The sequence below is a fragment of the Variovorax paradoxus genome (assembly GCF_009755665.1).
GTDB lineage: Bacteria > Pseudomonadota > Gammaproteobacteria > Burkholderiales > Burkholderiaceae_C > Variovorax > Variovorax paradoxus_G.
The window spans coordinates 4,394,727-4,419,328 of the sequence record NZ_CP046622.1 but is presented as its reverse complement, the minus strand read 5'-3'; the positions used below and the strand labels follow the sequence as shown (position 1 = coordinate 4,419,328).

The window sequence follows — 24,602 nt, the reverse complement described above, 5'->3', positions numbered from 1 at the left end:
TCCCTGTTCATGGTCTACCTTTGTCACTGCACGTGACACCCGAATTACAAAACGCAATGACGACGACGTCCAGCATCCTTCCGCAAGGCGCACCGCCGGTGCCGAACACGTCCGACAACGGCGCCCGGCAGGGCGACGAGCATTCCCACATCGCGCCGGGCGAAATCGCCGTCGGCGTGATCATCGGGCGGGCATCGGAATACTTCGATTTCTTCGTTTACGGCATTGCCTCGGTGCTGGTGTTTCCGGCGGTGTTCTTTCCGTTCGAGGCGCGGCTCGAAGGAACCCTCTACGCCTTCGTGGTTTTTTCGTTCGCCTTCATTGCACGGCCGTTCGGAACCGTCATTTCGATGAGCATCCAGAGGCGGTTCGGGCGAGAGGCCAAGCTGACCATTGCGCTGTTCCTGCTGGGAACCTCCACCGCGGGCATCGCCTTCCTGCCGGGGTACGCGAGCATCGGGTTCACATCCATCGTGCTGCTGTCGGTGTTCCGCTTTGCCCAGGGCCTGGCGCTCGGCGGCTCGTGGGACGGGCTGCCGTCGCTGCTGGCGCTCAATGCACCGCAGAACCGACGCGGCTGGTACGCCATGCTTGGCCAGCTGGGCGCACCGCTCGGCTTCTTCGTGGCCAGCGCACTTTTTGCGTATCTCTACGGCAGCCTGGCGCTCAAGGACTTTCTCGACTGGGGCTGGCGCTACACCTTCTACGTTGCGTTCGCGATCAACGTGGTGGCACTGTTCGCGCGGCTGCGGCTGGTGGCTACTGATGAGTATTCGCGCCTGCTCGAGGAGCGCGAACTGCAGCCCACCAGCGTTCTGGAGCTGACTCGCTCGCAAGGTGCCAACCTGCTGATCGGTGCCTTCGCGGCGCTGGCGAGCTATGCGCTGTTCCACCTGATCACGGTGTTCCCGCTGTCGTGGATCACGCTGTATTCGGACCAGTCGATCACCGAGTTCTTGGTGGTGCAGATGATCGGCGCGGTGCTGGGTGCCGGCGGCATCGTGGCTTCGGGCCTGATTGCCGACCGCGTGGGGCGGCGCTTCACCCTGGGTGGGCTGGCCGCGATGATCGCGGTGTTCAGCGGCTTTGCGCCCACGTTGCTCGACGGCGGCCGCATCGGGCAGGACATCTTCATTCTGCTGGGCTTCGTGCTGCTGGGCCTGTCGTACGGCCAGGCCGCCGGCGCTGTGACCTCGAACTTCGAACCCAAGTACCGCTACACCGGCGCGGCCCTCACGGCCGACCTGGCCTGGCTCATCGGTGCGGCCTTTGCGCCGCTGGTGGCGCTCGGGCTGTCGGCGAATTTCGGGCTGGCGTATGTCAGCGTCTACCTGCTCTCGGGCGCGGTCGGCACGCTGGCGGCACTGGGCCTGAACCGGGCGCTGGTGCGGGACTGATCTCCGTCAAACGAGGGTGTTCTGAAAAAGGGGCCGCCGGCCCCTTTTTCTTTTCGGGCGCCGCGGCGCCGGCTGGCTTAGGATTCGCCTCATGTTCGCCGCCGCAATTTTCGACATGGACGGGCTGCTCATCGATTCGGAGCGGCCCATCATGGCTGCCTGGATCGAAGCCGCCCGCACGCTCGACATCGAGCTTTCGCACGCCCAGTACCTGCAATGCGTGGGGCTGGCCATGGCTGAGTCGAAGCAGATCCTTGCTGCGCTGCTCGGCGGCGCGGCCGCCTACCAGCACGCGGCGACGCAAGTGACCGCCGCGCTGCAGCTGCAGCGCGCCGACGGCGACCTCCGGCCGCTCTTTCCCATCAAGCCCGGCGCGGCCGAGTTGCTCACCGCCTTGCGCGGACGCGGCACACGCTGCGCGGTTGCTTCGTCGTCGAGCAGCGGGCAGATCCAGGCCTGTCTCGGCAGCCTCGATGTGCTGCACCATTTCGAGGCTTTCGCGGGCGGCGACGAAGTGGCCCGCGCCAAGCCCGACCCGGCGCTGTACCTGCTTGCGGCAGAGCGCCTCGGCGTGGAACCGGCGGATTGCGTGGCCTTCGAAGACAGCGAGAACGGCGCCAAGGCGGCTTTGGCGGCGGGGCTGCGCGTCGTCATCGTGCCGGACCTCAAGCACCCGCCGGAGCCGATCATCGGGCAGGCGTTTCATGTGCTCGATTCGCTGCACGATGCCATGGCGCACGTGCCGCTGTGGTTTCCCACGCCAGCGCAGGAGCGCGCCTGACCTGCAGGGTCAGAGCACTTCGTCGCGCAACTGCGGGAACACCTTCGACACCTTGGCGAGCAGGTAGTCGCCGTAGCGGCCGCTGAAGGCGTGCACATTGGCGCGGTCCCAGCGCTCGGCGCTGTCGTCGCGCGCCTCTGCACCTTGCAGCCCTTCGATGCGCTGAACGCGGGCCTCGAAGTTCGGATCGAAGAACAGCGGAAACGAAAGCCGGTCGCGCCTCGAGGTGTTGCGCTTCACGCGGTGCGGAGTCGACTTGTAGAGCCCGCCCGTCATGCGGTCGAGCATGTCGCCGATGTTGCAGACGAACGATCCGGCAATTGGCGGTGCGTCGATCCAGCCGCCCGGCGTGTGCACGGCAAGGCCGCCCACGTTGTCCTGGTGCAGGATGGTGAGCAGGCCGTAGTCGGTGTGCTCGCCCACGCCCCATTGCACGTCCAGGCCTTCGGGCACGGGCTGCGAGGGGTAGTTGAACAGGCGGAACAGGATCAACGGATCGGCGGTGTAGCGCTCGGCGAAATACGTTGCGGGCAGGCCGAGGCTCAGCGCAATGCCTTCCATCAGGCGATGGCCGAGCCGAGTGACGGCCGCCATGTAGCCGAGGATGGTTTCGCGAAATTCCGGCACGTCGGGGAACAGGTTCGGCCCGTGCACCGGCGTTCTGGCCTGCACCAGCGGATGCGTGGCCGGCAGTTCGGTGCCCAGGTACAGGCCTTCCTTCCAATCGGGTCGCCCGGAGGTCAGCTCGCCGCCCAGCGGAAAGTAGCCGCGCCACGCGCGCCCGCCCAGTGCCATGCGCCATTGCATCTTCGTTTCTTCAGGCAGCTCGAAGAAGCGGTGGCTCAGCACTTCGAGCCGCTGCACCAGCGCGGAGTCGACGCCATGGCCGGTGACATAGAAGAAGCCGTGCGCGCGGCAGGCGGCGCCGATCTGCGCGGCCACACGGTCGCGTTCAGGCGCACCGGCCACGAGCGGCGCGACATCGATCAGCGGAAGAGTCTGCGTGTCTGTCATGAGTGTGGAGAGCATGTCATGCGCCGCGCGAGAACGGCGACCGGATGTCCGAAAGAAACTGCTGCGCGCGCGGGTGCTGCGGCCGGTTGAAAAAGTCGTCGGGCGTTGCGCGCTCTAGCACCTTGCCTTCGTCCATGAACAGCACGCGGTCGGCCACCTCGCGGGCAAAGCCCATCTCGTGCGTGACGCAGACCATGGTCATGCCGTCGCGCGTGAGGTCGCGCATCACCAGCAGCACTTCGCCCACCATCTCGGGGTCGAGTGCGCTGGTGGGCTCGTCGAACAGCATCAGCGGCGGCTGCATGGCGAGCGCGCGCGCAATGGCCACGCGCTGCTGCTGGCCGCCCGAAAGTTCGCTGGGCCACGCATTCGCCTTGTGCGCCAGGCCCACGCGCTGCAGCAGCGCCATCGCGCGCTCGTCGGCTTCCTTGCGCGTAAGGCCGCGCAGCTGCATGGGCGCCATCGTGCAGTTCTGCAGCACGGTGAGATGCGGAAACAGGTTGAACTGCTGGAACACGAAGCCGATGCGCGAGCGGAACGCGTTCACGTCGGTGCCCGGCGCATGGATGTCCTTGCCCTCGATGAGGATGCGGCCCGACTGGATCGGCTCCAGCCGGTTGAAGGTGCGGATCAGCGTCGACTTGCCCGAGCCCGAAGGCCCGCACACCACGACCACTTCACCCTTGTGGATGGTCTCGCTGATGTCGACCAGGGCGTGGTAGCTGCCGTACCACTTGTTGACGTTCTGAAGTTCGATCATGCGGACACCTTGGGGGCCGTGGCGGGGTCGGCCACCGACATGCCGCGCCGCGCGAGGCGGCGCTCCAGCCAGTAGGCGAAGCGCGACAGCCCGAAACAGAGAATGAAATAGGTCCCGCCCAGGATCAGGTAGATCTGGGCCGGCTTGGTGAATACCTGCGTGTTGATCTGCGTCGCGATGAACGACACCTCGGCCAGGCCGATGATGTAGCCGAGCGAAGTTTCCTTGATGGTCGAGACGAACTGGTTCACCAGCGAAGGCAGCATGCTGCGCAGGGCCTGCGGCAGCACCACCAGCCGCATCGCGCGGCCGTAGCCCAGGCCCAGCGCGCGCGCGGTTTCCATCTGCCCACGCGGCAGGCCCTGGATGCCGGCGCGCACGATTTCGGCGAGGTAGGCCGCATCGAAGATCACGAGCGCAATCAGCATGGTGGTGAACTGGTCGGTCTTCACGCCCGTGACGCTGGGCAGGAAGAAGTAGGCCCAGAAGATCACCATCAGCAACGGCAAGCCGCGCACCACGAAGACGAAGCCGGTTACCGGCCAGCGCAGCCAGCGCCACGGGCTCACGCGTGCCAGGCCGAGCACAATGCCCAGCGGCAGCGCGAGCACCAGCCCGCAGGAGGCCAGCAGCAGCGTGAGCACCAGCCCGCCCAGTGGCCCGTTCGGGTACTGCCCGATGAGGAAGTACACCCAGTAGTCGTTGATGATTTCGAGCATCTGGTGGGGCCTCAGATGGTTCGCACCGGAAACCGATGGTGGTACCACGTGGCCAGCCCCGTGATCGCGAGCGATACCGTCAGGTACGCCGCGCTCGCGAACGCGAACGACTCGAAGCTGCGGAATGTCGCGCTCTCGACCTGACCGGCCTGGTACATCAGCTCGGCCACGCCGATCACCGTGGCAATGGAGGTGTTCTTCCACAGGCTCAGCGTCTGCGAGATGAGCGGCGGCACCGTCACCCGAAGCGCCTGCGGCAGCACCACCCGGCGCATGGTGCCCATGAAGCCGAAGCCCAGCGCACGGCCGGCCTCGAACTGCACCGCGGGAATCGCGCGGATGCCGCTGCGGATGTCTTCCGCCATGAAGGCGGCGGTGTAGAGCGCCAGCGCGATGATGGCGCTGTACGCCTCGATGTGGCCTTCATACAGCCACTGCTTGATGCCCTCAGGCAGTAGCTCGGGCGCGCCGAAATACCAGAACAGCATGTGCGCGAGCAGCGGAATGTTGCGGATCGACTCCACATACGCAAAGCCCAGCCAGCGCAGCGGGGCAAGCGGAGAAAGGCGCAGCAGCGCCACCACCAGCGCGATGGGCAGGGCCAAAACAAGCGAAGCGGCCAGCAGCTGCAGCGAGAGCAGCAGGCCCGCGACCAGCATGTCGTGGTACTGGCCGGTGAGCAGCAGCGAATAGTCGAACAGGGGCATGAGGGGCGACAGTATCACCGCCGCAATGGGATTTTCTCCCTCCCCCGCTGGGGGAGGGTCGGGGTGGGGGCACGGCACTCAACGCGCCGCTGGCCGTTCGAAAGCCGCAAGCCCCCATCCCTGCCTTCCCCCAAAGGGGGAAGGAGAAACGCGGGATCAGTCGATCTTGTCGCTCTCGAACTTGAAGTCGCGCGTCTGGAAGCCCGACGCCGTGTTCGGCCCGTACCACTTGACGAAGATCTTCTGCGCTTCGCCCGACTTCTCGAGCTCGCGCAGCGTATCGTCCACCACGGCCTTCAGGCCGCTCTCACCCTTCTTGATGCCGATGGCCAGCGCCTCGGTGCTCAGGTTCTGCTTGAGCACCACGTACTTGGCCTTCTGCGGGCCAAGCTTGGCGTAGCTGCGCAGCAGCGCGGCCTCGTCGTCCACATAGCCCACGCCCTTGCCCTGCTGCAGTGCCTGGAAGGCCTGCTGGCTCGTGTCGAAGGTCACCACTTCGGCGGTGGGCACGGCCTTGCGGATGTTCGGCTCCTGCGTGCCGCCGCGGATGGTCAGCACCTTCTTGCCGGCGAGCTGCGGCACGTCGGTAATGCCGCTGTCCTTCTTCACGATGGCCTTCTGGCCGGTGACGAAGGTGGTCAGCGAAAAGTCGATTTGCGCCTCGCGCTCCTTGTTGTGCGTGAGGCCCGCAGCCACCAGGTCGACATGGCCCTGCTGGAGCTCGGGAATGCGCGCGGCCACGGCAATCTGCTTGAGCACCGGCTTCACGCCGATCTTCTTGGCAATCGCGTTCACCAGGTCGACTTCGTAGCCGACGATCTGCCGCGTCTTCGGGTCGATGAATGTCGCGGGCTCGTCGGTGCCGAGCACGCCCACCACGAGCTCGCCTTTTTTCTTGATGTCGGCAAGCTGGTCTGCATGGGCGGCAATGCCCGCGAAGAGGGCGGAAGCGGCGAGGGCCGCGGCAATGAGGTTCAAGCGCATGTTCTTCTCCTTGGAAAACAGGACGGGACCATATCAATAAAACCGTGGATTATTAAATCCTCAATCGACATATACATATGGGTGCCCGAATGGTCCTGATGACGGTACTGGATTCGCCGGAATTCAAGCCGCGTGCGGCCTCGGACCGCGGCTGGAGGGATACTCCCGCCATGCAGATTCACGAAAAGCCCCCCGTCGACACCCCCTTCGAATGGATCGGCGGCGAACCCAAGGTACAGGCGCTGGTCGACCGCTTCTACGACCTGATGGAGCTCGAACCCGCCTATGCGCAGCTGCGTGCGGTGCACGGCACCAGCCTGGACAACGCGCGCCAGCGACTCTTCTGGTTCCTGTGCGGTTGGCTCGGCGGCCCGCAGCACTACACCGACCGCTTCGGCCATCCGATGCTGCGCGCGCGGCACCTGCCGCAGAGCATCGGCGGGCACAGCATCGGCATCAAGGAGCGCGACCAGTGGCTGGCCTGCATGGACCAGGCGATGGGTGAAACCGGCGTGCCGGAGGGGTTGCGCGCCAGGCTGCGCGATTCGTTCTTCCAGACGGCGGACTGGATGCGAAACCGCGGCGAGCAATAAGACACACAACGACTCCGAAAGAGACTCTCTTCAATGAATTCCATCGTCATCATCGGCGGCGGCCATGCCGCGGCCCAGCTTTGCGCGGGCTTGGCGGAAGCCGGGCAGGGCGCGCGCGTGCACCTGGTTTGCGAGGAGGCCTGCGAGCCGTACCACAGGCCGCCGCTTTCCAAGGCTTTTCTCAAGAGCGCCGAGGAGACCAGGCAACCGCACAAGGCCGCCGACTGGTACCGCGAAGCCGGCATCACGCTGCACCTGGGCGATGCGGCCGTGGCCATCGACCGCGAGGCGCACACCGTGACGCTGCACTCGGGTGCCGTTCTGCCGTGGGAGCGGCTGGTGCTGGCCACCGGCACCCGTGCGCGCCAGATGCCCGACCTGAAGCCGGGCCTTGAAAACGTCGCAACCCTGCGCGCGGCCGAAGAGGCGCATCGCCTGCGCGAACGGCTGGCCGATGCGCAGCAGGTCACGGTGCTGGGCGGCGGGTTCATCGGGCTCGAAGTGGCGGCCACCGCCAATGCGCTCGGCAAGCGTGTGCAGGTGATCGAAAGCGCGCCGCGCCTCTTGGGCCGCGCTGTGTCGCCCGAGCTGTCGGCTCATGTGCTCGCAACGCATCGCGCGGCGGGCATCGACATCGTGCTTGGTGCGCGTACCGGTGCGTTCGAGGTCGAAGGCGACCGGCTGCTGTCCATCCAGGTCAACGGTGCGAAGCAGCCGGTGGACCTGCTGCTGCTCGGCATTGGCGCGGTGCCTGAAACCGCGTTGGCGCAGGCCGCGGGCATCGAATGCGCGGACGGCATCGTGGTCGACAGCCATATGCAGACCAGCGCGGCCGACGTGCTCGCAGTAGGCGATTGCACGCGCTTTCCCGATCGGCGCGCAGGCCGCGCGCTGCGGCTGGAGTCGGTGCAGAACGCGAACGACCAGGCACGCACGGCAGTGGCCACGTTGACCGGCGCCGCGCGGCCGCACGACGCGGTGCCGTGGTTCTGGTCGGATCAGGGCGGGCTGCGGCTGCAGATGGTCGGGCTGATGCCGGCCGAGGGCACCCCGGGGCTGGCCAGCGTGCGGCGCGCCGGACCCAAGCCCGATGCGTTCTCTCTGTTCCACTATGTGGATGGACAGCTGGTGTGCGTCGAATCAGTGAATGCGCCGGTCGATCACATGATGAGCCGCAAGCTGCTCGAAGCAGGGCGCAGTCCGGATGCGGCGACGGTGGCGGATGCGGCGATTCCGCTGAAGAACCACCTGACGTAAGCCGCAGCGCGGCGTTCAGCGTCAGCGCCGCGCTGGCGCCAAAAGCACCACCAGCGCGCCTGCGCCGCCCTCCGCGGGCTTGGCCTGCACGAAGGCCAGCACCTCGTTCTTCTGGATGAGCCAGCGCTGCGTTTTTGTCTTGAGCACCGGCTGCTTGCCGGGTGAGCCCAGGCCTTTGCCGTGCACCACGCGCACGCAGCGCAGGCCCTGTTTGTAGGCATTGCGAATGAAGCCGCCGAGCGCCTCGCGGGCCTCGTCGCTGCGCAGACCGTGCAGGTCGATTTGCGCCTGGATGCTCCAGTCGCCCTTGCGCAGCCGCGCTGTCACGTCGGTGCCGATGCCCGGGCGGCGAAAGCTCATGGCGTCGTCGACGTCGAGCAGGGTCGTCACATCGAACTCGTCGGAAAGCGATTCGCGCAGCACGCGCTGTTCGTCGAGCTGGTGCTGCACTGGAATGGGCGCGGGCGGCTCCGGCGCAAGCGGCACCACGGCCGCCTTGCGGCGAAGCGGCTCCGTGGCGCCGATGGCGCGCGTGAAAAGGTCTTTTTCGGCCGCGCGCTTGCGTTCGGCGGCGGCCTTGGTGGCTGTAGCGGCCGCTTCGCGCTCGCGGGTCTCGGCCAGTGCGCGCTGCACCTGCTTCAGGTCTGCCAGGTTCTTGATGGGCGGCGTGCGGGAAGCCATCAGAGCAGCCCTTTCTCGGCCATCGAAAAGCTCTGGCCGGCGCTGACGATCACGTGGTCGAGCACGCGCACGTCGATCAATGAAAGCGCCGCCCTGAGCGTTTGCGTCAGGGATTCGTCGGCGCGCGAGGGCTCGATGCTGCCGCTGGGGTGGTTGTGCGAAAGCACCACGGCCGCGGCGTTGTGGTGCAGCGCGCGCATGACCACCTCGCGCGGGTAGACGCTCGTTTGCGCGAGCGTTCCGCGAAACAGTTCTTCAAGCACGATCAGCCGGTGCTGCGCATCGAGAAACAGCACCGCAAACACCTCGTACGGGCGCGACCCGATGTGCATTTGCAGATATTCCTTCACGGCCCCGGGCGAATCGAAGACCGCGCGCTCCCTAAGCCGCTCGGCCATGGCGCGGCGCGCGAGCTCGAGCACCGCAATGAGCTCGGCACGCTTGGCGTCCCCACCCATGCCCTTGATCACCTTCAGGTCGTCGGCGCCGGCCTGCAGCAGGCCCGAAAGGCCGCCGAAGTGGTCGAGCAGCTCCTGGGCGAGCTGGAGCACGTTTTTTCCCGCCACGCCGGTGCGCAGCAGCAACGCCAGCAGTTCGGCGTCGGCCAGCGCGGCGGCGCCCCGCGCGATGAGCTTTTCGCGCGGGCGGGCGTGGGCGGGGAGATCCTTGAATGCCATCGAAAACCTGGGTGAAACCTTGAAAGAGCGGGTGGAAGCCCCGGCTCCTTAAAATGCAGTCCAGTTTATCGGGACACCCACCTTGTCTTTGCCTACCTCCGCTGCACCCATGTCCCACGTCGTGACTTCCGGCTCGTTCCTTACCCTGCATTACCGGCTGGCCGGTCCGGCGGGCGACATCATCAACACTTTCGCCGACAAGCCCGCCACCCTGTCGCTGGGCACGGGCGAGCTTTCGCCGGCCATGGAGCAGCGGCTCATGGGCCTGGAAGAGGGCACGCATGCCACCTTCGAACTGCCCGCGGGCGAGGCCTTTGGCGAGCGCAACCCCGAAATGCAGCAATGGGTGGCCCGCAAGCTGCTGGCCCAGATGGGCGACCCCGACGAGCAATATGCGGTCGGCGACGTGGTGCAGTTTCCTACGCCCGATGGCACGGGCAGCTACGCCGGCGCGGTGGTCGAATCGAACGAAACCGCAGTGCGCTTCGACTTCAACCACCCGTTGGCCGGGCAGCCCGTGACCTTCGAGGTGCGGCTCATAGGCGTGCTATGAACAAGAGCATCGAGGAGGTCATCCTCGCCGAACCGCGCGGCTTTTGCGCGGGCGTGGACCGCGCCATCGAAATCGTCGAGCGTGCGCTGGCCAAATTCGGCGCGCCCATCTACGTGCGCCACGAGATCGTGCACAACACCTACGTGGTGAATGAGCTCAAGGCCAAGGGCGCCATCTTCATCGAAGACCTGGCCGACGTGCCACCCGGCGCCACGCTCGTGTTCAGCGCCCATGGCGTGAGCAAGGCGGTGCAGCAAGAGGCGCGCGACCGCGGCTTCGACGTTTTCGACGCCACCTGCCCGCTGGTGACCAAGGTGCACGTCGAGGTCGCCAAGCTCGCCAAGGAAGGCTACGAGTTCATCATGATCGGCCACAAGGGGCACCCCGAGGTCGAAGGCACCATGGGCCAGCTCTCCAGCGGCATTCATCTGGTCGAAGACGTGGAAGACGTGGCGAAGGTATCGCCCGCGCAGACCGAAAAGCTCGCCGTGGTGACGCAGACCACGCTCAGCGTGGACGACGCTGCCGAAATCGCGGCCGCCGTGCGCGCGCGCTTTCCGATGGTGCGCGAGCCCAAGCAGCAGGACATCTGCTACGCCACCCAGAACCGCCAGGACGCGGTGAAGATATTGAGCCCCCAGGTCGACCTGGTGATCGTGGTCGGCAGCCCCACCAGCTCCAACAGCAACCGGCTGCGCGAACTGGCGCAGCGCCTGGGCACAGAAAGCTACATGGTCGATTCGGCCGAAGAGCTCAAGCCGGAGTGGTTCGAAGGCAAGGGGCGGGTGGGCCTCACGGCCGGCGCCTCGGCGCCCGAAGTGCTGGTGCGCGAGGTGATCGAGCGCGTGAGGGCGCTCGGCGCGGTGTCGGTCCGCAAGATGGACGGCATCGAGGAAACCATCAAGTTTCCGCTCCCCAAGGGCCTCAAGCTCGACGACATTCCTCCCCCGGGACACATCTCTTGAACAATCAAACGACCAACTGGCGCCTTGAAGCCGAGAGCGCCTCCCGCAGGCTGCGCGCGGGTGCCGCCCATTTCCTGCGCGAGACCCCGCTCTGGAAGCTGCCGGCCTCCGCCCTCGGCATCGAGGTGCCGGGCGTGGAGGTGTGGCTCAAGCTCGAGCACACGCAGGTGAGCGGCAGTTTCAAGGCGCGCGGCATGATGAACCGCCTGCTGGCCAACGACATTCCCGAAAGCGGCGTGGTCGTGGCCTCGGGCGGCAACGCCGGCATTGCCACCGCGGCGGCGGCCAAGGCCCTGGGCGTGCACTGCCAGGTGTTTCTGCCCGGCGTCTCGCCTGAAGCCAAGCGCGCCCGGTTGCGGGCTCTGGGGGCCGAGGTGGTCGTGGTCGGCGAGCTGTACCCCGACGCGCTGGCCGCCTGCCTGGTGCGCCAGAAGGAAAGCGGTGCCTTGCTGACCCATGCCTACGACCAGCCGGAAGTGGTTGCGGGCGCGGGCACGCTGGGCGTCGAGATCGAAGCGCAGGGCGGCCTGCCCGATTCAGTGCTGGTGAGCGTGGGCGGCGGCGGCCTGATCGGCGGCCTGGCCGGCTGGTTCGAACAGCGCGCCCGCGTGGTGGCGCTGGAGCCCGAAAAGGCGCCCACGCTTTTCCGCGCCCGGCAGGCCGGCGAGCCGGTCGATGTCGACGTGGGCGGCATTGCCGCCGATTCGCTCGGCGCGCGGCGCATCGGTGCCATTTCCTGGGAAATCACCCAGAAATACGTGAAGGACGCGCTGCTGCTGTCGGACGAATCCATTCGCGCCGCCCAGCAGTGGCTGTGGAAGGAGCTGAAGCTGGCCGTGGAACCCGCCGCCGCACTGCCGCTGGCGGCGCTGCAAACCGGCGCCTACGTGCCGCGCGAAGGCGAGAAGGTGTGCCTGATCGTCTGCGGGGCGAATGTCGATCCGGCCACGGTCGGCTGACGGCGCAGCTCTGGTTTATTTCTCGCAGTTCACCATCCAAGGCACGCCGAACTTGTCGGTCAGCATGCCAAAGCCGACGGCCCAGAACTGCGGGCCGTAGGGCATCGTGACCTCGCCGCCCTCGGCCAGCGCCTCGAAGAGCTTCTTTCCTTCGTCCACGTTGTTGCCCTGCACCGAGAGCGAAAAGCCCTTGTAGCCTTCGAACGCCATGCCCGGCGGCATGTCGGAAGCCATCAGTTGGTGGCCGCGGGCTTCCAGCGTGGCGTGCATGATCTTGCCCTTGTAGGCATCGGGCGTTTCGGCGCCCATGGGGCTTTCGCCGAAAGTCATGCTGAAGATGATCTTGCCGCCTAGCGCCTTGGCGTAGAAGGCCAGTGCCTCGGCGGCGTTGCCGTTGAATGTCAGATAGGCTTGCATCGCTCTTTCCCTTCGGTCGGGTTGTGGGGAGCAAGATGCTACGCCCACCTAAAATCCCCCCATGCTCGACATCACCCTGCTCCGCAAAGATTTGGCCTCCGCTGTGGCCGGCCTCGAAAAACGCAAGAAGAACCAGCCTTACCTCGACGTATCGGCGTTCACCGCGCTCGAGGCCGAGCGCAAGACGCTGCAAACCCGCACCGAGGAAATCCAGGCCCGCCGCAACACGCTGAACAAGCAGATCGGCCCGCTCAAGGCCAAGGGCGAATCCGTCGATGCACTGATGGCCGAGGTCAACGCGCTCAAGGCCGAGCAGGAATCGCAGTCCAAGCGCCTGGAAGAAATCCAGCCCGAACTGCACGCCTTGCTGCTGGCGGTGCCCAACCTGCCGCATGCCAGCGTGCCGATCGGCGAAGACGAAACCGGCAATGTCGAAATGCGCCGCTGGAGCCCCCAAGGCGGAGCCGGCGCCAACGCCACGCCGCTGGCCTTCACGCCAAAGGACCATGTGGACCTTGGCGCACCGCTCGGCCTCGACTTTGAAATGGGCGCCAAGCTCTCGGGCTCGCGCTTCAGTGTCATGAAAGGGCCGATTGCCCGGCTGCACCGCGCGCTCGCGCAGTTCATGCTCGACACCCAGACCGAGAAGCACGGGTACACCGAATGCTACGTGCCCTACATCGTCAATGCGGCCACGCTCAGCGGCACCGGCCAGTTGCCCAAGTTCGAAGGCGACCTGTTTGCGGCCAAGAAGGGCGGGCAAGACGGCGAGCCCGCGCCCGACCATTCGGCGCTGTATCTCATTCCGACCAGCGAAGTGCCGCTCACCAACTTCGTGCGCGACGAAGTCGTGCCCGAGGCGCAGCTGCCGATCAAGCTCACCGCCCACACGCCTTGCTTCCGTTCCGAAGCCGGCAGCGCCGGGCGTGACACGCGCGGCATGATCCGCCAGCACCAATTCGACAAGGTCGAGATGGTGCAGATCGTGCACCCCGAAAAGAGCTACGACGCGCTCGAGCAGATGACCGGCCACGCCGAAGCCGTGCTGCAGGCGCTGGAACTGCCGTACCGCGTGGTTCTGCTGTGCACCGGCGACATGGGCTTTGGCTCCACCAAGACCTACGACCTCGAGGTGTGGCTGCCCGCCCAGAACACCTACCGCGAGATCAGCTCGGTTTCGAACTGCGAAGCCTTCCAGGCCCGCCGCCTGCAGGCCCGTTTCAAGAACGCACAGGGCAAGAACGAACTCGTCCACACGCTCAACGGCTCGGGCCTGGCCGTGGGCCGTACGCTGGTCGCTGTGCTGGAAAACCACCAGAACGAAGACGGCTCGATCAACGTGCCCGCGGCACTGCGGCCCTACCTGGGCGGGCTGGAAGTGTTGCGCGCCTGATGCGCCCGGGGCTTTAAAACCCCCGTTTTTGTCTGCTAGAATCGCAGGCTCGACAGCACCGGAGAGGTGGCAGAGTGGTCGAATGTACCTGACTCGAAATCAGGCGTACTAGCGATAGTACCGAGGGTTCGAATCCCTCCCTCTCCTCCAAGAATGGCCCCGCAAAGGGGCTATTTTTTTGCCTGTTCTTCATTGAAACGCGCGGCTACCATCCGGCATGCGCCTCCCTTTCCTTGCTTTGCTGTTTGTGGCCCTCGGCGCCATTGCCCAGGCCGAGGCCCAGCAGGTCTACCGCTGCGGCAACCAGTACGGCAGCGATCCGTGCGAAAAGGGCCGGGTTGTGGACGTGTCCCCGCCGGTGCGCAATCTCGATTCGGCTGGTTCGGCCCAGGTGTTTCTCTGCGTGAGCAATAGCGGCGGGCGCTTCTGGTCACCGGACCACTGCAGGGAGCGCGGTGCGTTGGTGGAGCGGATAGAGGCTGTTCCTGGCGGCCTTTCGTGGGAGGAGCGGGTCCAGATTGCCGACCAGCAAACCCAGCAAGGGTACGCAGTGCAGCGCCAGGCGATGGGGCAGCGCGGCGCGGCCACGGCTGGCGTAACGGCCGGCGATTCTTCACGCTGCGCGCACTGGAACCAGCAGGTCGAGCACTACGACGGGCTCGCGCGGCAGCCGCAAAGCGGCGCATCCCAGTCCTGGATTGCCGAGCGGCGCAAGGAAGCCAGGGATCAGCAATTCAGGGCGAGGTGCTGATGGTTAAAACGCGAAGGTCTCATTCGCCTTCGTTGTAAGTCTCCGCCAGAGCCACAAAGTCGGACAGCTTCATGCCGTAGGCGTTGGCAATTCTGGAAGCGGCCAATATCGTCAGATTGCGTTGCCCGCGTTCCAGGAGGCTGATGTAGCTCGTACTCATGTCGGTCAGCTCGGCAAGCGCCTCCTGGCTGAGGTCGAGGTCCCTGCGGCACTTGCTGATGGCGTTCGCAAACATCCGCCGCAAGGCGTGTTCGAACGGATCAATTGCGGACTGAGGCATCGGCCTGCAGTTTCCGGGCGCGCACTATAGTACGCCAGCGACTATAGTACGTCCTTCCGTTTTGCCTTTCGACTTCTTTGCCTTTCTACCGCCGGAGCCTTGATGCCTATCGACCGCGTATCTGCGCCCGCGCAAGGCACTGAAGTCCTCAAGCCCGCCGCGCCTCTGTTCGAAACCGGCGCGGTGGTGATTACGCCGGCCGTCCTGGCATTTCTCGCGAAACATGCAATCTGCCCGGCGGCTCTGTTGTCTCGTCACCAGTGCGGCGACTGGGGTAGCGTGGGCCACAAGGAAGCGAAAGCCAATGATCGAGCCCTGCGGTCAGGCGCGCAGCTGATGGGAGTCCACGTGGTCGGGCATGTCGTGGTCTGGGTGGTCACGGAGGCTGCCAGCCGCGGCGGGAACAGGACCAGCACTCGCTTGCTGTTTCCCGAGGAGTACTGACGCGGCGCCAAGCCAGAAGCAGCACCGGTGCGAGCAGCGGCCCAAAGCGGAGACTTTCGTTTTCGTGACAGCCGAATCGTTTTGCCCTCGTGCGCTCCGCACCCCGTTCTTCCCTCAAAACAGCGGTACCGGGCCGTTAAGATCGCCACCTCTTCATGCCCGGCGTGCTGAGGGAATTCCTGTAGTCGAATAAAGAGGGGGCGAAGCGCCACATGGCCAATGCGTCGATCGCAAGCGTGACACCGGTCCCGGCTTCAGCTGACGAGGCCGAATCGTGGGTGCGCGGCGAGCTGATCCGCAGCCTGATGCGCTCCGCGCGCGGCTCCTACATCGTCTCGGCGGCGCTCATGCCGTTGATGGTCGGCCTGAACTGGAGCTACGTGCCCCACTGGGAGCTGCTCACGTGGCTTGCCTTCGGCTTTGCTGCCACGGGCTTCCGCGCCTGGGGGGCCAGGGTCTATGCGGTGCGCTACGCCGGCCGGAGCGCCGCGGCGCAGCTGCAGTTCACCGAGCGCTACGGCTTCGTGTGGAGCACCAGCGCCATCGTATGGGGCGCATCGATCCTGCTGTTCTTCGAGCGCACGCCGCAGGTCAACCAGTTCATGAGTTGGCTCATCGTCGCCGGCGTGGGCACGTTCCCGCTCAACGGGCTGGCGCTGCACCCGCCGCTGCTCAAACGCTACGTCAACACGCTGTTCATCACCATGCTGGGGGCGGTGCTGATCCGGCTGGTGAGCATCAACATCGTGGAGCCGCATTTCCAGTACGGCTACCTGATGCCGATCCTGCCCATCCTGCATTGGTTCTTGCTGCTGCGGGCTGGCCGCCATATTCACGAAACGGCGCGCAACAGCCTGGAGCTGCTGTTCCACAACCACATCCTGATCAAGTCGCTCACGCAGCAGCGGCAGGCCGCAGTGGCTGCCGTGGCCATGAAGAACCGCTTTCTCGCGAGCGCCGCGCACGACATGCGCCAGCCGGTATTGGCGCTGTCGCTCTATGCCGACTGGCTGCGCAACGAGCCTGAACTGGTGCTGGAACTCGCGCCCAAGATCGTTCGCGCCACGCACGCGGTGAACGCATTGTTCGATTCGATGTTCGACCTGGCACGCATCGATTCAGGCCAAGTGCGCCTGCACATCGAGCGCGTGGACGTGGCCGAGCTGCTGCACGACCTCGAGCTGCAGTACCGCCCGGTCGCCGAAAGCCGGGGGCTCGATTTCCGGGTGCACGTGACGGAAGGCAGCTTTCTGACCGACCCCATTCGCGTGCGCCGCATGATCGGCAACCTGATCGCAAATGCCATCAAGTACACCTCCGACGGCGGCGTGCTGCTCGCTTCGCGTCAAACGCGCGAGGGCATGCGCATCGAGGTGTGGGACACCGGCATCGGCATTGCCCCCGAACACCTGCGCGACGTTTTCCTGGAGTTCTACAAGGTGGCCGACCATGCCGGCACGTCCGACGGCTTCGGCCTGGGCCTGGCCATCGTCGCCCGGCTCTCCCACGTGCTCGGCCACCCCGTCAGCGTGCGCTCGCGCCTCGGCAGCGGCAGCGTATTCCGAGTTGCACTGCACGACGCCGACGAAGCCGTGGCCCAAGCCCGCGTCAGCGCCTCGGGCGGCGGCTGACTGCCGACCGGCTTGCAGCCATAAAAAAACCGCGCCTCAGCGCGGTTTTCAGCAGTCCAACAATTCGCCCCAGTCTCCCTTTCAGAAACACCGAGGAACCGGCTTCGCCGGGCCTCTGGTGTTGCCCCCGGTAGGGGGAAGGAGAAGCGCACGAAGTGCGCGGAGCCTCGGGGCGAGCCTCAGTCTCGAGACTAGTTATTTGAAATCAGCCCGTTGGTCCGCGCGTAGTGCAGCGCCTGCGTGCGGCTCTTCACGCCCAGGCGGCGGAACAGGCGCCACAGGTGCACCTTCACCGTGTGCTCGCTGATCTCCAGGTCTGTGGCGATGTCGCGGTTGCTCATGCCCTTGTCAAGCATGGCGATCAACTGCGTCTGGCGCTTGGACAGCTTGCTGTTATTGGCCAGCGCGGGCTCGTCCGCTTCCTCCGAACCGGCCATCAAGAGGCCGCGCAGCACGGCGGCCAGTTCGGCCGAGCTGGCCGACTTCTCGATGTAGGTGTCCGCGCCTGCTTCGATGCACGCGTCTTCCATGTCCGCAGCCGGTGCCGCCGAGTAAACGGCGATCGGCACGTTGGGGTAGACCTGCTTGACTGCGACCACACCCGAAACGCCGTTGGTGTCGGGCAGCTTCAGGTCGAGGCAGAAAAGGGTCGGTGCGCCGCGCTGCTGAACCGAGCTCGCGAGCTTGTCCAGCCGCTCGAGCTCGACGATGTTTTCGGCCGGCCGCAGGCGCCGCAACACCATCACGATTGCGTCGCGCATCAGGGGATGGTCGTCGATGACATAAATGCTCATGTTTTCTTCCTTTGTGATCGCCCGTCTACTCTCGTCTGTCCCCGGCGGGTGAGCCGATGGACATATGCCGGATCAACTTCCGCTGGTCGCGGTCGCTGCCTCCGCCAGTGCTTCCAGCGCCGCGTTCGCGGCGCTCAATTCTTCCGTGCCAATCGGCTCCAGCTGGTCGGCGAGCGCGGTCAATGCCGCGCCGCGCTGTTGCTGCAGGGTGGCAATCGCACGCCCGGCCTCCTGCGGCGACGCGAAACCGCGGCTTTGGAGTAGGGCTGCGCCGTTCGCATCGAGCAGCTTGAAATAGAACAGCCCGTCGCGCTCGCGGTACTGCTTGAAGCTCGGCTTGGCGACCTTGGCCGCCTTGCGTGCGCCGCCCTTGTCGCGGCCCGCCGCAAGGTTGCGCAGCCCCACTGCATGGCGCAGTTCGGTCATGAAGGGACGCGAAAGCTTGCGGGCCTTTTCGGCGCCGACAAGCAGAATGCGCTCGATCTCCGCCGGGTTGTTCATCAGCTCTTCATAACGGGCGCGCAGCGGCGCCACCTCGCGGTCGATGCGCTCGAACAGCATCTGCTTGGCGTCGCCCCAGCCGATGCCTTCGGCGTACGCCTTGCGCAGCGTTTCGGTCTCTTCGGCGGTGGCAAAGGCCTGGTAGATCTGGAACAACGCGGAGCCTTCGGTGTCCTTGGGTTCGCCGGGCGCGCGCGAGTCGGTGACGATGCTCGCAATCTGCTTTTGCAGCTGGCCGCGCGGCGCAAACAGCGGAATGGTGTTGCCGTAGCTCTTGCTCATCTTGCGGCCGTCCAAGCCGGGCAGGGTGGCGACGGCATCGTCGATCTCGGCGTCCGGCAGCGTGAAGTGCTCGCCGTACTGGTGGTTGAAGCGCTGCGCCATGTCGCGCGCCATTTCGATGTGCTGCACCTGATCACGGCCCACGGGCACCTTGTGCGCGTTGAACATCAGGATGTCTGCACCCATCAGCACCGGGTACATGAACAGGCCGGCGGTCACGTCGGAATCCGGGTCTTCGCCCTTGGCCACGTTCTTGTCGAGCTGGGCCTTGTAGGCATGGGCGCGGTTGAGCACGCCCTTGCCGGTCACGCAGGTCAGAAACCAGGTGAGCTCGGTAATTTCGGCAATGTCCGACTGGCGGTAGAAGGTCACGCGCTCGGGGTCGAGCCCGCAAGCCAGCCAGCTGGCGGCAATTTCGAGCGTGGAGCGCTGGATGAGCGCCGGCTCCTGCACCTTGATGAGCGCGTGGTAGTCGGCCAGGAAGAAAAAGCTCTCCACGCCCGGCGCCACGCTCTGCCGCACCGAATGGCGGATCGAGCCGACGTAGTTGCCGAGGTGCGGCGTGCCGGACGGCGTGATGCCGGTCAGGACGCGCAGGGGAGCTGAAGAAGACGAAACCATGGAGAGGAACTTAACGCAGCAAAGCCGTGAGCGGGGAAATAAGCACGTTGATGACCGTGTAGCCGACGTCCATCAGCGGACGCAGCCAGAAGGTGCCGACGATGCCGGCGATGACCAGGCCCATCACGATGAAGAAACCGAAGGGCTCGATGCGCGCCAGGAAATTTTGCGCCGGGCCGTTGGGGAGCAGGCCTGCGAGCACGCGCCCGCCGTCCAGAGGGGGCAGCGGAAACAGGTTGAAGGCCCACATCACCAGGTTGACCAGCACGCCGCCTTGCGCCATTTTGATGAAAAAGGTTTCATCGATGCCCGCTGCAACGAGCCCGACCAGCAGCAGGGCCCAAAGAATCGCTTGCACAAAGTTGGACGCCGGGCCGGCCAGCGCCACCCAGATCATGTCGCGTTTCGGATGGCGAAGGCGCCCGAAGTTCACCGGCACCGGCTTGGCATAACCGAACAGGAACGCACCAGAGGTTGCGAAGTACAGCAGCAACGGCATCAGGATGGTCCCGATGGGATCGATGTGCTTGATGGGATTGAGCGTCACGCGTCCCATGACTTCAGCGGTGTTGTCGCCAAAATGGCGCGCCACATAACCGTGCGCCGCCTCGTGCACCGTGATCGCGAAAACCACGGGCAGTGCGTAAATAAGTACGGTCTGTATCAGGTTGGAAATATCCACTGGGCGATTGTGTCAGACAGACTGAAAGCTTCGGTGCCGCTCGTCAGAGACCAAGCACCGCCAGCGCGCCGCGGCCTTGCCGCACCACGACCGGATCGTCGCCCGCGCCCATGGGCGTGAGGTCGACCACGGTGGTGGGCTGCGAAGGGCAGGCGCCCGCGTCGATCACCGCGCCGATCTGCTTCTCGAAACGCTCGCGAATGGTTTGCGCATCGTTCAGTGCTTCGGTTTCGCCGGGTGCGATCAGGGTCGTGGCCAGGAGCGGCGCGCCGTGCAGCGCCAGCAGTTCGAGCAGCACCTTATGGTCGGGCACGCGCAGGCCGATGGTCTTGCGCTGCGGGTGGCTCACGCGCCGCGGCACTTCCTTGGTGGCTTCGAGCAGGAAGGTGTAGGGGCCCGGCGTGGCGGCCTTCAGCAGGCGGTACTGCTTGTTGTCGACGCGCGCATAGTTGGCCAGCTCGCTCAGGTCACGGCAGATCAGCGTGAGATGGTGCTTCTCGTCGACCTGGCGAATACGGCGCAGCTGGTCGACCGCGTCCTTGTCGTCGAGGTGGCAGGCCAGCGCGTAGCTCGAGTCGGTGGGCACGGCCACGATCTCGCCGCGCTGCAGCAGCGTGGCGGCCTGCTTGAGCAGGCGTTGCTGGGGGTTGTCGGGGTGGACTTCGAAGTACTGGGCCATGAAGAAGACTCCTGATTACGATTCTGCCGGCTCGATGGGCACGCGGCGCTCGCGCACCGTGAGCCAGGCGCCGGCCGCGCCGCAAACCGCAATCATCGAAATGCCGATGAGCGAGACACGGTCGGGCACGTGGGAAAAAACGAGCCAGCCGCCCAGCATGGCAAAGGCGATCTGGGCATAAAGGTAGGGCGTGAGCGTGGAGGCCGGCGCGCGCTGGTAGGCGAGGATAAGAATGAAGTGCCCCACCGTGCCCATGAAACCCATGAGGCACAGCAACGCCCACCAGTGCCACGAGGGCAGGGCCGTCCACACGAACGGCAGCGCCAGGGATGCGATCAACGTGCCCACCCAGCCGGTGTAGAAATGCATGGTGAGCGGGTTCTCGGTTTGCGCCAGCTTGCTCGTGAGCACCTGGAACCATGCATTGGTCAGCACCAGCCCGATGGGCAGCAGCACGGCCCAGCTGAATGCATCGCCGCCCGGCCGCAAGATGACCAGCGTGCCGGCAAAGCCGCCCGCCACCAGCGCCCAGCGCAGCACCGAAACGTGCTCCTTCAGCGTGGTGGCCGCCAAGAGCGTAATGACCAGCGGCGCTATCAGCACGATGGAGGTGAACTCTGCCAGCGGCATGTAGCGCAGGCTCAAAAAGGCCAGCGTGCTCGACGCCAGCAGCAGGGCACCGCGCAGCAACTGGTAGCGCGGGTGCTGCGTGCGCAGCAGCGCCGTGCCGTGCTTGGGCAGCAGCACCGCCGTGGTGGCCACGGCCTGGAAGGCATAGCGGAACCACACGCCCATGAGAATCGGCACGGCGGCGGTCGATGTCTTGGTTGCCGTGTCGAGCGTGGCAAAGCAGGCCACCGCCACCAGCACCAGGCCAATGCCCGCGAGGATGCGTTCAGATTCGACGTCGCGCGTTTGCTGTGCGGCGGCGCGGGCGTTCGCCAGTGCGGCGGTTGCCGCGCTGTCGGTGCCGGGCCCGGGGCTCTGGCTCACTGCTGGATGCGGTGGCTGAGCAGTTCCCACACCGGCGTGAGCGCGCCGGGCAACGGTGGCAGCTTGCCGAGATCGCAATGGCTTTCGTCGGGGCTGTGGAAATCGCTGCCGCGCGAGGCGGCGAAATCGAACTCGAGCGCCTTGTCGGCGTATTCGACGTATTCGGCTGTCGTATGGCTGCCGGTGACAACTTCGATCGCCTGCCCGCCATGTGCCTTGAACTCGAGGAACAGCGCGTATTCCTCGTTGGCGGTGAACTTGTAGCGGCCCGGGTGCGCAATGACGGCCATGCCCTTGGCGGCCGTGATCCACTGGACCGCGTCTTTCAGCGAGGCCCAGCGGTGCGGCACATAGCCGGGCTTGCCTTCGGTCAGGAACTTGCGAAACACCTCGGGGGTGTCGCGGCAATGCCCTTGCTCGACCAGGAAGCGCGCAAAGTGGGTGCGCGAGATCAGTTCGGGGTTGCCCACGAACTTGAGCGCGCCTTCGTAAGCGCCGTGAATGCCGACCTTGGCCAGCCCCTCGGCCATTTCCTGCGCGCGCTTGCCGCGGCCGCCGCGCGTGTCGTAGAGGCCCTGCGTCATGGCGGCGTCGTCCGGATCGAAGCCCAGGCCGACGATGTGCACCGTTTCGTTGGCAAAGGTGACCGAAATTTCGGTGCCGGTGAGATAGCGCAGGCCGTTGGCGCGCGCCGCTGCGGCCGCGCGGTGCTGGCCGCCGACCTCGTCATGGTCGGTGAGCGCCCAGAGCTCGACCCCGTTGGCAGCGGCGCGCGCCGCGAGTTCTTCGGGCGTCAGCGTGCCGTCGGAAACCACGGAATGGCAGTGCAGATCGGCATTGAGAATAGAGGACACATGATCATTCTATTGGGTCTGCAACACCGATGCGGGCGCATGGATGCTATTGTGGTTGCTATTAAATAAATAGCATTACTGCGGCAGCCGACGCGGCTTAGCGCTTCTTGCGAAAAGCCGTCCACGCGGCCACGGCGGTAAAGCTCGCAACGATGGCCACCACGATCCAGAACCCGTGCTTGTGCTCGGCCAGCGGAATGCCGCCCACGTTCATTCCGAACAGGCCCGCAAGAATGTTGATGGGCAGCGCGAGCACCGTTACCACCGTCAGCACGAACAGGCTGCGGTTGTTGTCCTCGTTCACATCGGCGGCAATTTCTTCTTGCAGCAGCTTGATGCGCTCCTGCAGCGCCTGCATGTCGCGCAGCACCACTGAAAACTCTTCGGTCGAGCCGCGCAGCTCTTGCGCATCGGGCTCGGCCATCCAGGCCGGTGGCCCTTGCAGCAGGCGGAACAGGGCGGCGGGCTCGGGCGCCAGCAGCCGCTGCAGCCGCACCAGCAGCCGGCGCAGCACGCCGAGCCGCGCGCGCTTGTGGTCGAGCCGGCCGGCCAGCAGTTCGTCCTCGATGCGGTCGATGCGCGAAGTGACGCCGCGCACGATCTTTACCAGCACGTCGGCCTGGGCGCGCAGCAGGTGCTCGAGCAGTTCGGTGCTGGAGCGCGGGGCGTCTCCAGCCTTGACGGCCGTTCGCAGCGCGTCGACCGAGCGCAGCGGCTTGGCGCGCGCCGTGACCACCAGGCGCGGCCCCACGCTGATCCAGAGCGTGGAGATGTCCGAGGGCTCGAAGCTGAATTCGAAGTGCACGTCGTTGATGACCGCGATCAGCGAATCGTCGGCGCGCTCGATGCGCGTGGAGGGCAGGCCCTCGTGCAGCGCTTCATAAAAGGTGCCCGAGAGTTGCGCGTGGCGCAGCAGCCAGCGCTCGGCCTGGGCGTGGCTCAAATTGAAGTGGAGCCACAGGAATGCGGAGTCCGACGAGGGAGGCGCACCGGTGTCCAACCACGCCGCGGCCTGCGCCGAGTCGATCGCCCGCACCGGCTCCGGCGCGGCGGCGTCGAAAAGGTAGCCGCAGATCAGCCCGGCTTCGTCGCCGCCATACGAGTTGGCGGCCAGGTCATGGAGTGCCGGCAAGGTGCGTCTGGATCAGGAAAGCCAAAGGGGTGCACGGATGGTGTTCGACCTATGTGACAACCTCGTGTCCGCCGACGCCGAACAGTCACGCAACGGTCATACGCTGCGTGCAGCATGCCTTGCTCCACCTCACACATCCCTCCTTCCTTGCCATGATGCTGACGAGCGCACTTCCAGACCACGAAGAACTGATGCAACGCATCGCCCGCGATTTGATCGACAGCTATGACGAGGAGTTGGAGCTGGAGATCGAAGACCGCGACATCGGCGACCTCGATCCCGCCGCCCGCGCCACCGACAAGGCCGCGCGGCAGGCCTACTTCAAGGAGCTGTTCCGCCTTCAGGGCGAACTCGTCAAGCTGCAGGACTGGGTTCAGCACAGCAAGCAGAAGGTGGTCATTCTTTTCGAGGGCCGCGACGCGGCAGGCAAGGGCGGTGTCATCAAGCGCATCACCCAGCGCCTGAACCCGCGCGTGGCGCGCGTGGCCGCGCTGCCGGCGCCCAACGACCGCGAACGCACCCAGTGGTACTTTCAGCGCTATGCCGCGCACCTTCCGGCGGCCGGCGAAATGGTGCTGTTCGACCGCAGCTGGTACAACCGCGCCGGCGTCGAGCGCGTGATGGGCTTTTGCACCGACGACGAGTACGAGGAGTTCTTCCGAACCGTGCCGGAGTTCGAAAAAATGCTGGTGCGCTCGGGCATCAAGCTCATCAAGTACTGGTTCTCGATTACCGACGACGAGCAGCACATGCGCTTTCTCGGGCGCATTCACGATCCGCTCAAGCAATGGAAGCTGAGCCCCATGGACCTCGAAAGCCGCCGCCGCTGGGAGGAATACACCAAGGCAAAGGAAATCATGCTGGAGCGCACCCACATTCCAGAGGCGCCCTGGTGGGTGGTGCAGGCGGTCGACAAGAAGAAGGCGCGGCTCAATTGCATCAGCCACCTGCTGGGCCAGCTGCCCTACCAGGAAGTGGCGCATTCGCCGGTTCAGCTGCCCGCACGGGAGCGCCACGCCGACTACCTGCGCCAGCCGGTGCCGGCGAGCATGATGGTGCCGGAGATCTACTGAGGCACGGGGCGGGGCTCCAGGCCTTCAC

28 protein-coding genes and 1 tRNA gene are annotated in these 24,602 nt (G+C 65.7%); 13 read left to right on the top strand and 16 right to left on the bottom strand.

What is annotated here, in order from left to right; translation table 11 throughout:
- Positions 1-56: 56 nt before the first annotated feature.
- Entirely contained in the window at positions 57-1,397 is a 1,341-nt protein-coding gene (locus tag GOQ09_RS20630) for an MFS transporter (protein ID WP_157615274.1), read from the top strand.
- A gap of 91 nt (positions 1,398-1,488) precedes the next feature.
- Positions 1,489-2,178, top strand: a complete 690-nt coding sequence (locus tag GOQ09_RS20625; RefSeq protein WP_157615272.1) for an HAD family hydrolase — start codon at positions 1,489-1,491, stop codon at positions 2,176-2,178.
- 9 nt (positions 2,179-2,187) lie between these two features.
- Here GOQ09_RS20625 and GOQ09_RS20620 read toward each other — a convergent pair whose 3' ends face one another.
- From GOQ09_RS20620 to GOQ09_RS20600, 5 genes are all read right to left on the bottom strand, one after another.
- Entirely contained in the window at positions 2,188-3,207 is a 1,020-nt protein-coding gene (locus tag GOQ09_RS20620; protein ID WP_157615270.1) for an isopenicillin N synthase family dioxygenase, read from the bottom strand.
- Between the two features lies 1 nt (position 3,208).
- Complete coding sequence (locus tag GOQ09_RS20615) at positions 3,209-3,952, bottom strand: amino acid ABC transporter ATP-binding protein (RefSeq protein ID WP_157615268.1); 744 nt, start codon at positions 3,950-3,952, stop codon at positions 3,209-3,211.
- Positions 3,949-4,671 (bottom strand): amino acid ABC transporter permease, encoded by a 723-nt coding sequence (locus tag GOQ09_RS20610; protein ID WP_126748454.1) that lies wholly within the window; start codon positions 4,669-4,671, stop codon positions 3,949-3,951. Before GOQ09_RS20610 ends, GOQ09_RS20615 begins: the two co-directional genes overlap by 4 nt.
- Before the next feature lie 11 nt (positions 4,672-4,682).
- A complete protein-coding gene (locus GOQ09_RS20605) occupies positions 4,683-5,378 on the bottom strand; it encodes an amino acid ABC transporter permease (RefSeq protein WP_157615266.1) in 696 nt (231 codons plus the stop codon).
- A gap of 156 nt (positions 5,379-5,534) precedes the next feature.
- Positions 5,535-6,362, bottom strand: coding sequence for an ABC transporter substrate-binding protein (locus GOQ09_RS20600; protein WP_157615264.1), 828 nt, complete (start codon positions 6,360-6,362; stop codon positions 5,535-5,537).
- 170 nt (positions 6,363-6,532) lie between these two features.
- On the opposite strand from GOQ09_RS20600, the gene GOQ09_RS20595 reads away from it, so the two are divergent.
- Together GOQ09_RS20595 and GOQ09_RS20590 are read left to right on the top strand one after the other, a co-directional pair.
- Positions 6,533-6,955, top strand: a complete 423-nt coding sequence (locus tag GOQ09_RS20595) for a group II truncated hemoglobin (RefSeq protein WP_126748457.1) — start codon at positions 6,533-6,535, stop codon at positions 6,953-6,955.
- A gap of 33 nt (positions 6,956-6,988) precedes the next feature.
- Positions 6,989-8,212 carry an NAD(P)/FAD-dependent oxidoreductase gene (locus GOQ09_RS20590; protein WP_157615263.1) on the top strand — a complete coding sequence of 408 codons (1,224 nt, stop codon included), beginning with the start codon at positions 6,989-6,991 and terminating at the stop codon, positions 8,210-8,212.
- 21 nt (positions 8,213-8,233) lie between these two features.
- Here the strand turns inward: GOQ09_RS20590 and GOQ09_RS20585 are convergent, their stop codons facing one another.
- Entirely contained in the window at positions 8,234-8,893 is a 660-nt protein-coding gene (locus tag GOQ09_RS20585; RefSeq protein ID WP_157615261.1) for a Smr/MutS family protein, read from the bottom strand.
- The gene (radC, locus tag GOQ09_RS20580; protein WP_157615259.1) at positions 8,893-9,570 is read right to left on the bottom strand and encodes a RadC family protein; all 678 of its coding nucleotides are present in this window, start codon (positions 9,568-9,570) and stop codon (positions 8,893-8,895) included. The genes GOQ09_RS20585 and radC overlap by 1 nt, the downstream gene beginning before the upstream one ends.
- A gap of 109 nt (positions 9,571-9,679) precedes the next feature.
- Between radC and GOQ09_RS20575 the strand changes: the two genes are divergently transcribed.
- The 3 genes from GOQ09_RS20575 to GOQ09_RS20565 are packed head-to-tail and all read left to right on the top strand — an operon-like array spanning position 9,680 to position 12,047.
- Positions 9,680-10,123 (top strand): FKBP-type peptidyl-prolyl cis-trans isomerase, encoded by a 444-nt coding sequence (locus GOQ09_RS20575; protein WP_157615257.1) that lies wholly within the window; start codon positions 9,680-9,682, stop codon positions 10,121-10,123.
- A complete protein-coding gene (ispH, locus tag GOQ09_RS20570; protein WP_157615255.1) occupies positions 10,120-11,088 on the top strand; it encodes a 4-hydroxy-3-methylbut-2-enyl diphosphate reductase in 969 nt (322 codons plus the stop codon). The genes GOQ09_RS20575 and ispH overlap by 4 nt, the downstream gene beginning before the upstream one ends.
- Entirely contained in the window at positions 11,085-12,047 is a 963-nt protein-coding gene (locus GOQ09_RS20565) for a threonine/serine dehydratase (RefSeq protein WP_157615253.1), read from the top strand. Before ispH ends, GOQ09_RS20565 begins: the two co-directional genes overlap by 4 nt.
- 15 nt (positions 12,048-12,062) lie before the next feature.
- Here GOQ09_RS20565 and GOQ09_RS20560 read toward each other — a convergent pair whose 3' ends face one another.
- Positions 12,063-12,464, bottom strand: coding sequence for a VOC family protein (locus GOQ09_RS20560; RefSeq protein WP_157615251.1), 402 nt, complete (start codon positions 12,462-12,464; stop codon positions 12,063-12,065).
- A 61-nt stretch (positions 12,465-12,525) separates the two neighbouring features.
- Here GOQ09_RS20560 and serS point away from each other — a divergent pair, with 61 nt between their 5' ends.
- From serS to GOQ09_RS20545, 3 genes are all read left to right on the top strand, one after another.
- Positions 12,526-13,857, top strand: a complete 1,332-nt coding sequence (serS, locus tag GOQ09_RS20555; RefSeq protein WP_157615249.1) for a serine--tRNA ligase — start codon at positions 12,526-12,528, stop codon at positions 13,855-13,857.
- A gap of 60 nt (positions 13,858-13,917) precedes the next feature.
- Positions 13,918-14,007: transfer RNA gene (locus GOQ09_RS20550), tRNA-Ser, on the top strand.
- Positions 14,008-14,074: 67 nt separating this feature from the next.
- The gene (locus tag GOQ09_RS20545) at positions 14,075-14,608 is read left to right on the top strand and encodes a hypothetical protein (RefSeq protein ID WP_157615248.1); all 534 of its coding nucleotides are present in this window, start codon (positions 14,075-14,077) and stop codon (positions 14,606-14,608) included.
- 19 nt (positions 14,609-14,627) lie between these two features.
- Here the strand turns inward: GOQ09_RS20545 and GOQ09_RS20540 are convergent, their stop codons facing one another.
- A complete protein-coding gene (locus tag GOQ09_RS20540; protein WP_157615246.1) occupies positions 14,628-14,888 on the bottom strand; it encodes a helix-turn-helix domain-containing protein in 261 nt (86 codons plus the stop codon).
- A gap of 102 nt (positions 14,889-14,990) precedes the next feature.
- Here GOQ09_RS20540 and GOQ09_RS20535 point away from each other — a divergent pair, with 102 nt between their 5' ends.
- Positions 14,991-15,332: a hypothetical protein gene (locus GOQ09_RS20535; protein ID WP_157615244.1), complete on the top strand. Its 342-nt coding sequence runs from the start codon at positions 14,991-14,993 to the stop codon at positions 15,330-15,332.
- A gap of 212 nt (positions 15,333-15,544) precedes the next feature.
- Complete coding sequence (gene shkS, locus GOQ09_RS20530) at positions 15,545-16,963, top strand: surface-behavior sensor histidine kinase ShkS (RefSeq protein ID WP_157615242.1); 1,419 nt, start codon at positions 15,545-15,547, stop codon at positions 16,961-16,963.
- A 191-nt stretch (positions 16,964-17,154) separates the two neighbouring features.
- On the opposite strand, the gene GOQ09_RS20525 is transcribed toward shkS, so the two are convergent.
- The 7 genes from GOQ09_RS20525 to GOQ09_RS20495 all read right to left on the bottom strand — a co-directional run bounded on the left by GOQ09_RS20525 (position 17,155) and on the right by GOQ09_RS20495 (position 23,501).
- Complete coding sequence (locus GOQ09_RS20525) at positions 17,155-17,757, bottom strand: response regulator transcription factor (protein WP_126750085.1); 603 nt, start codon at positions 17,755-17,757, stop codon at positions 17,155-17,157.
- 72 nt (positions 17,758-17,829) lie between these two features.
- A complete protein-coding gene (locus GOQ09_RS20520) occupies positions 17,830-19,161 on the bottom strand; it encodes a tryptophan--tRNA ligase (RefSeq protein WP_157615240.1) in 1,332 nt (443 codons plus the stop codon).
- 10 nt (positions 19,162-19,171) lie between these two features.
- Complete coding sequence (locus GOQ09_RS20515) at positions 19,172-19,843, bottom strand: site-2 protease family protein (protein WP_157615239.1); 672 nt, start codon at positions 19,841-19,843, stop codon at positions 19,172-19,174.
- A gap of 43 nt (positions 19,844-19,886) precedes the next feature.
- Entirely contained in the window at positions 19,887-20,522 is a 636-nt protein-coding gene (locus GOQ09_RS20510; RefSeq protein WP_157615237.1) for an L-threonylcarbamoyladenylate synthase, read from the bottom strand.
- 15 nt (positions 20,523-20,537) lie between these two features.
- Positions 20,538-21,515: a DMT family transporter gene (locus GOQ09_RS20505; protein ID WP_157615235.1), complete on the bottom strand. Its 978-nt coding sequence runs from the start codon at positions 21,513-21,515 to the stop codon at positions 20,538-20,540.
- Positions 21,512-22,369 (bottom strand): 3',5'-nucleoside bisphosphate phosphatase, encoded by an 858-nt coding sequence (locus GOQ09_RS20500; RefSeq protein WP_157615233.1) that lies wholly within the window; start codon positions 22,367-22,369, stop codon positions 21,512-21,514. Before GOQ09_RS20500 ends, GOQ09_RS20505 begins: the two co-directional genes overlap by 4 nt.
- 97 nt (positions 22,370-22,466) lie before the next feature.
- Positions 22,467-23,501: a transporter gene (locus tag GOQ09_RS20495; protein ID WP_157615231.1), complete on the bottom strand. Its 1,035-nt coding sequence runs from the start codon at positions 23,499-23,501 to the stop codon at positions 22,467-22,469.
- A 155-nt stretch (positions 23,502-23,656) separates the two neighbouring features.
- Here GOQ09_RS20495 and ppk2 point away from each other — a divergent pair, with 155 nt between their 5' ends.
- On the top strand, positions 23,657-24,574 hold the full coding sequence (gene ppk2 / locus GOQ09_RS20490; protein ID WP_431769316.1) for a polyphosphate kinase 2: 918 nt from the start codon (positions 23,657-23,659) through the stop codon (positions 24,572-24,574).
- Positions 24,575-24,602 lie beyond the last annotated feature (28 nt).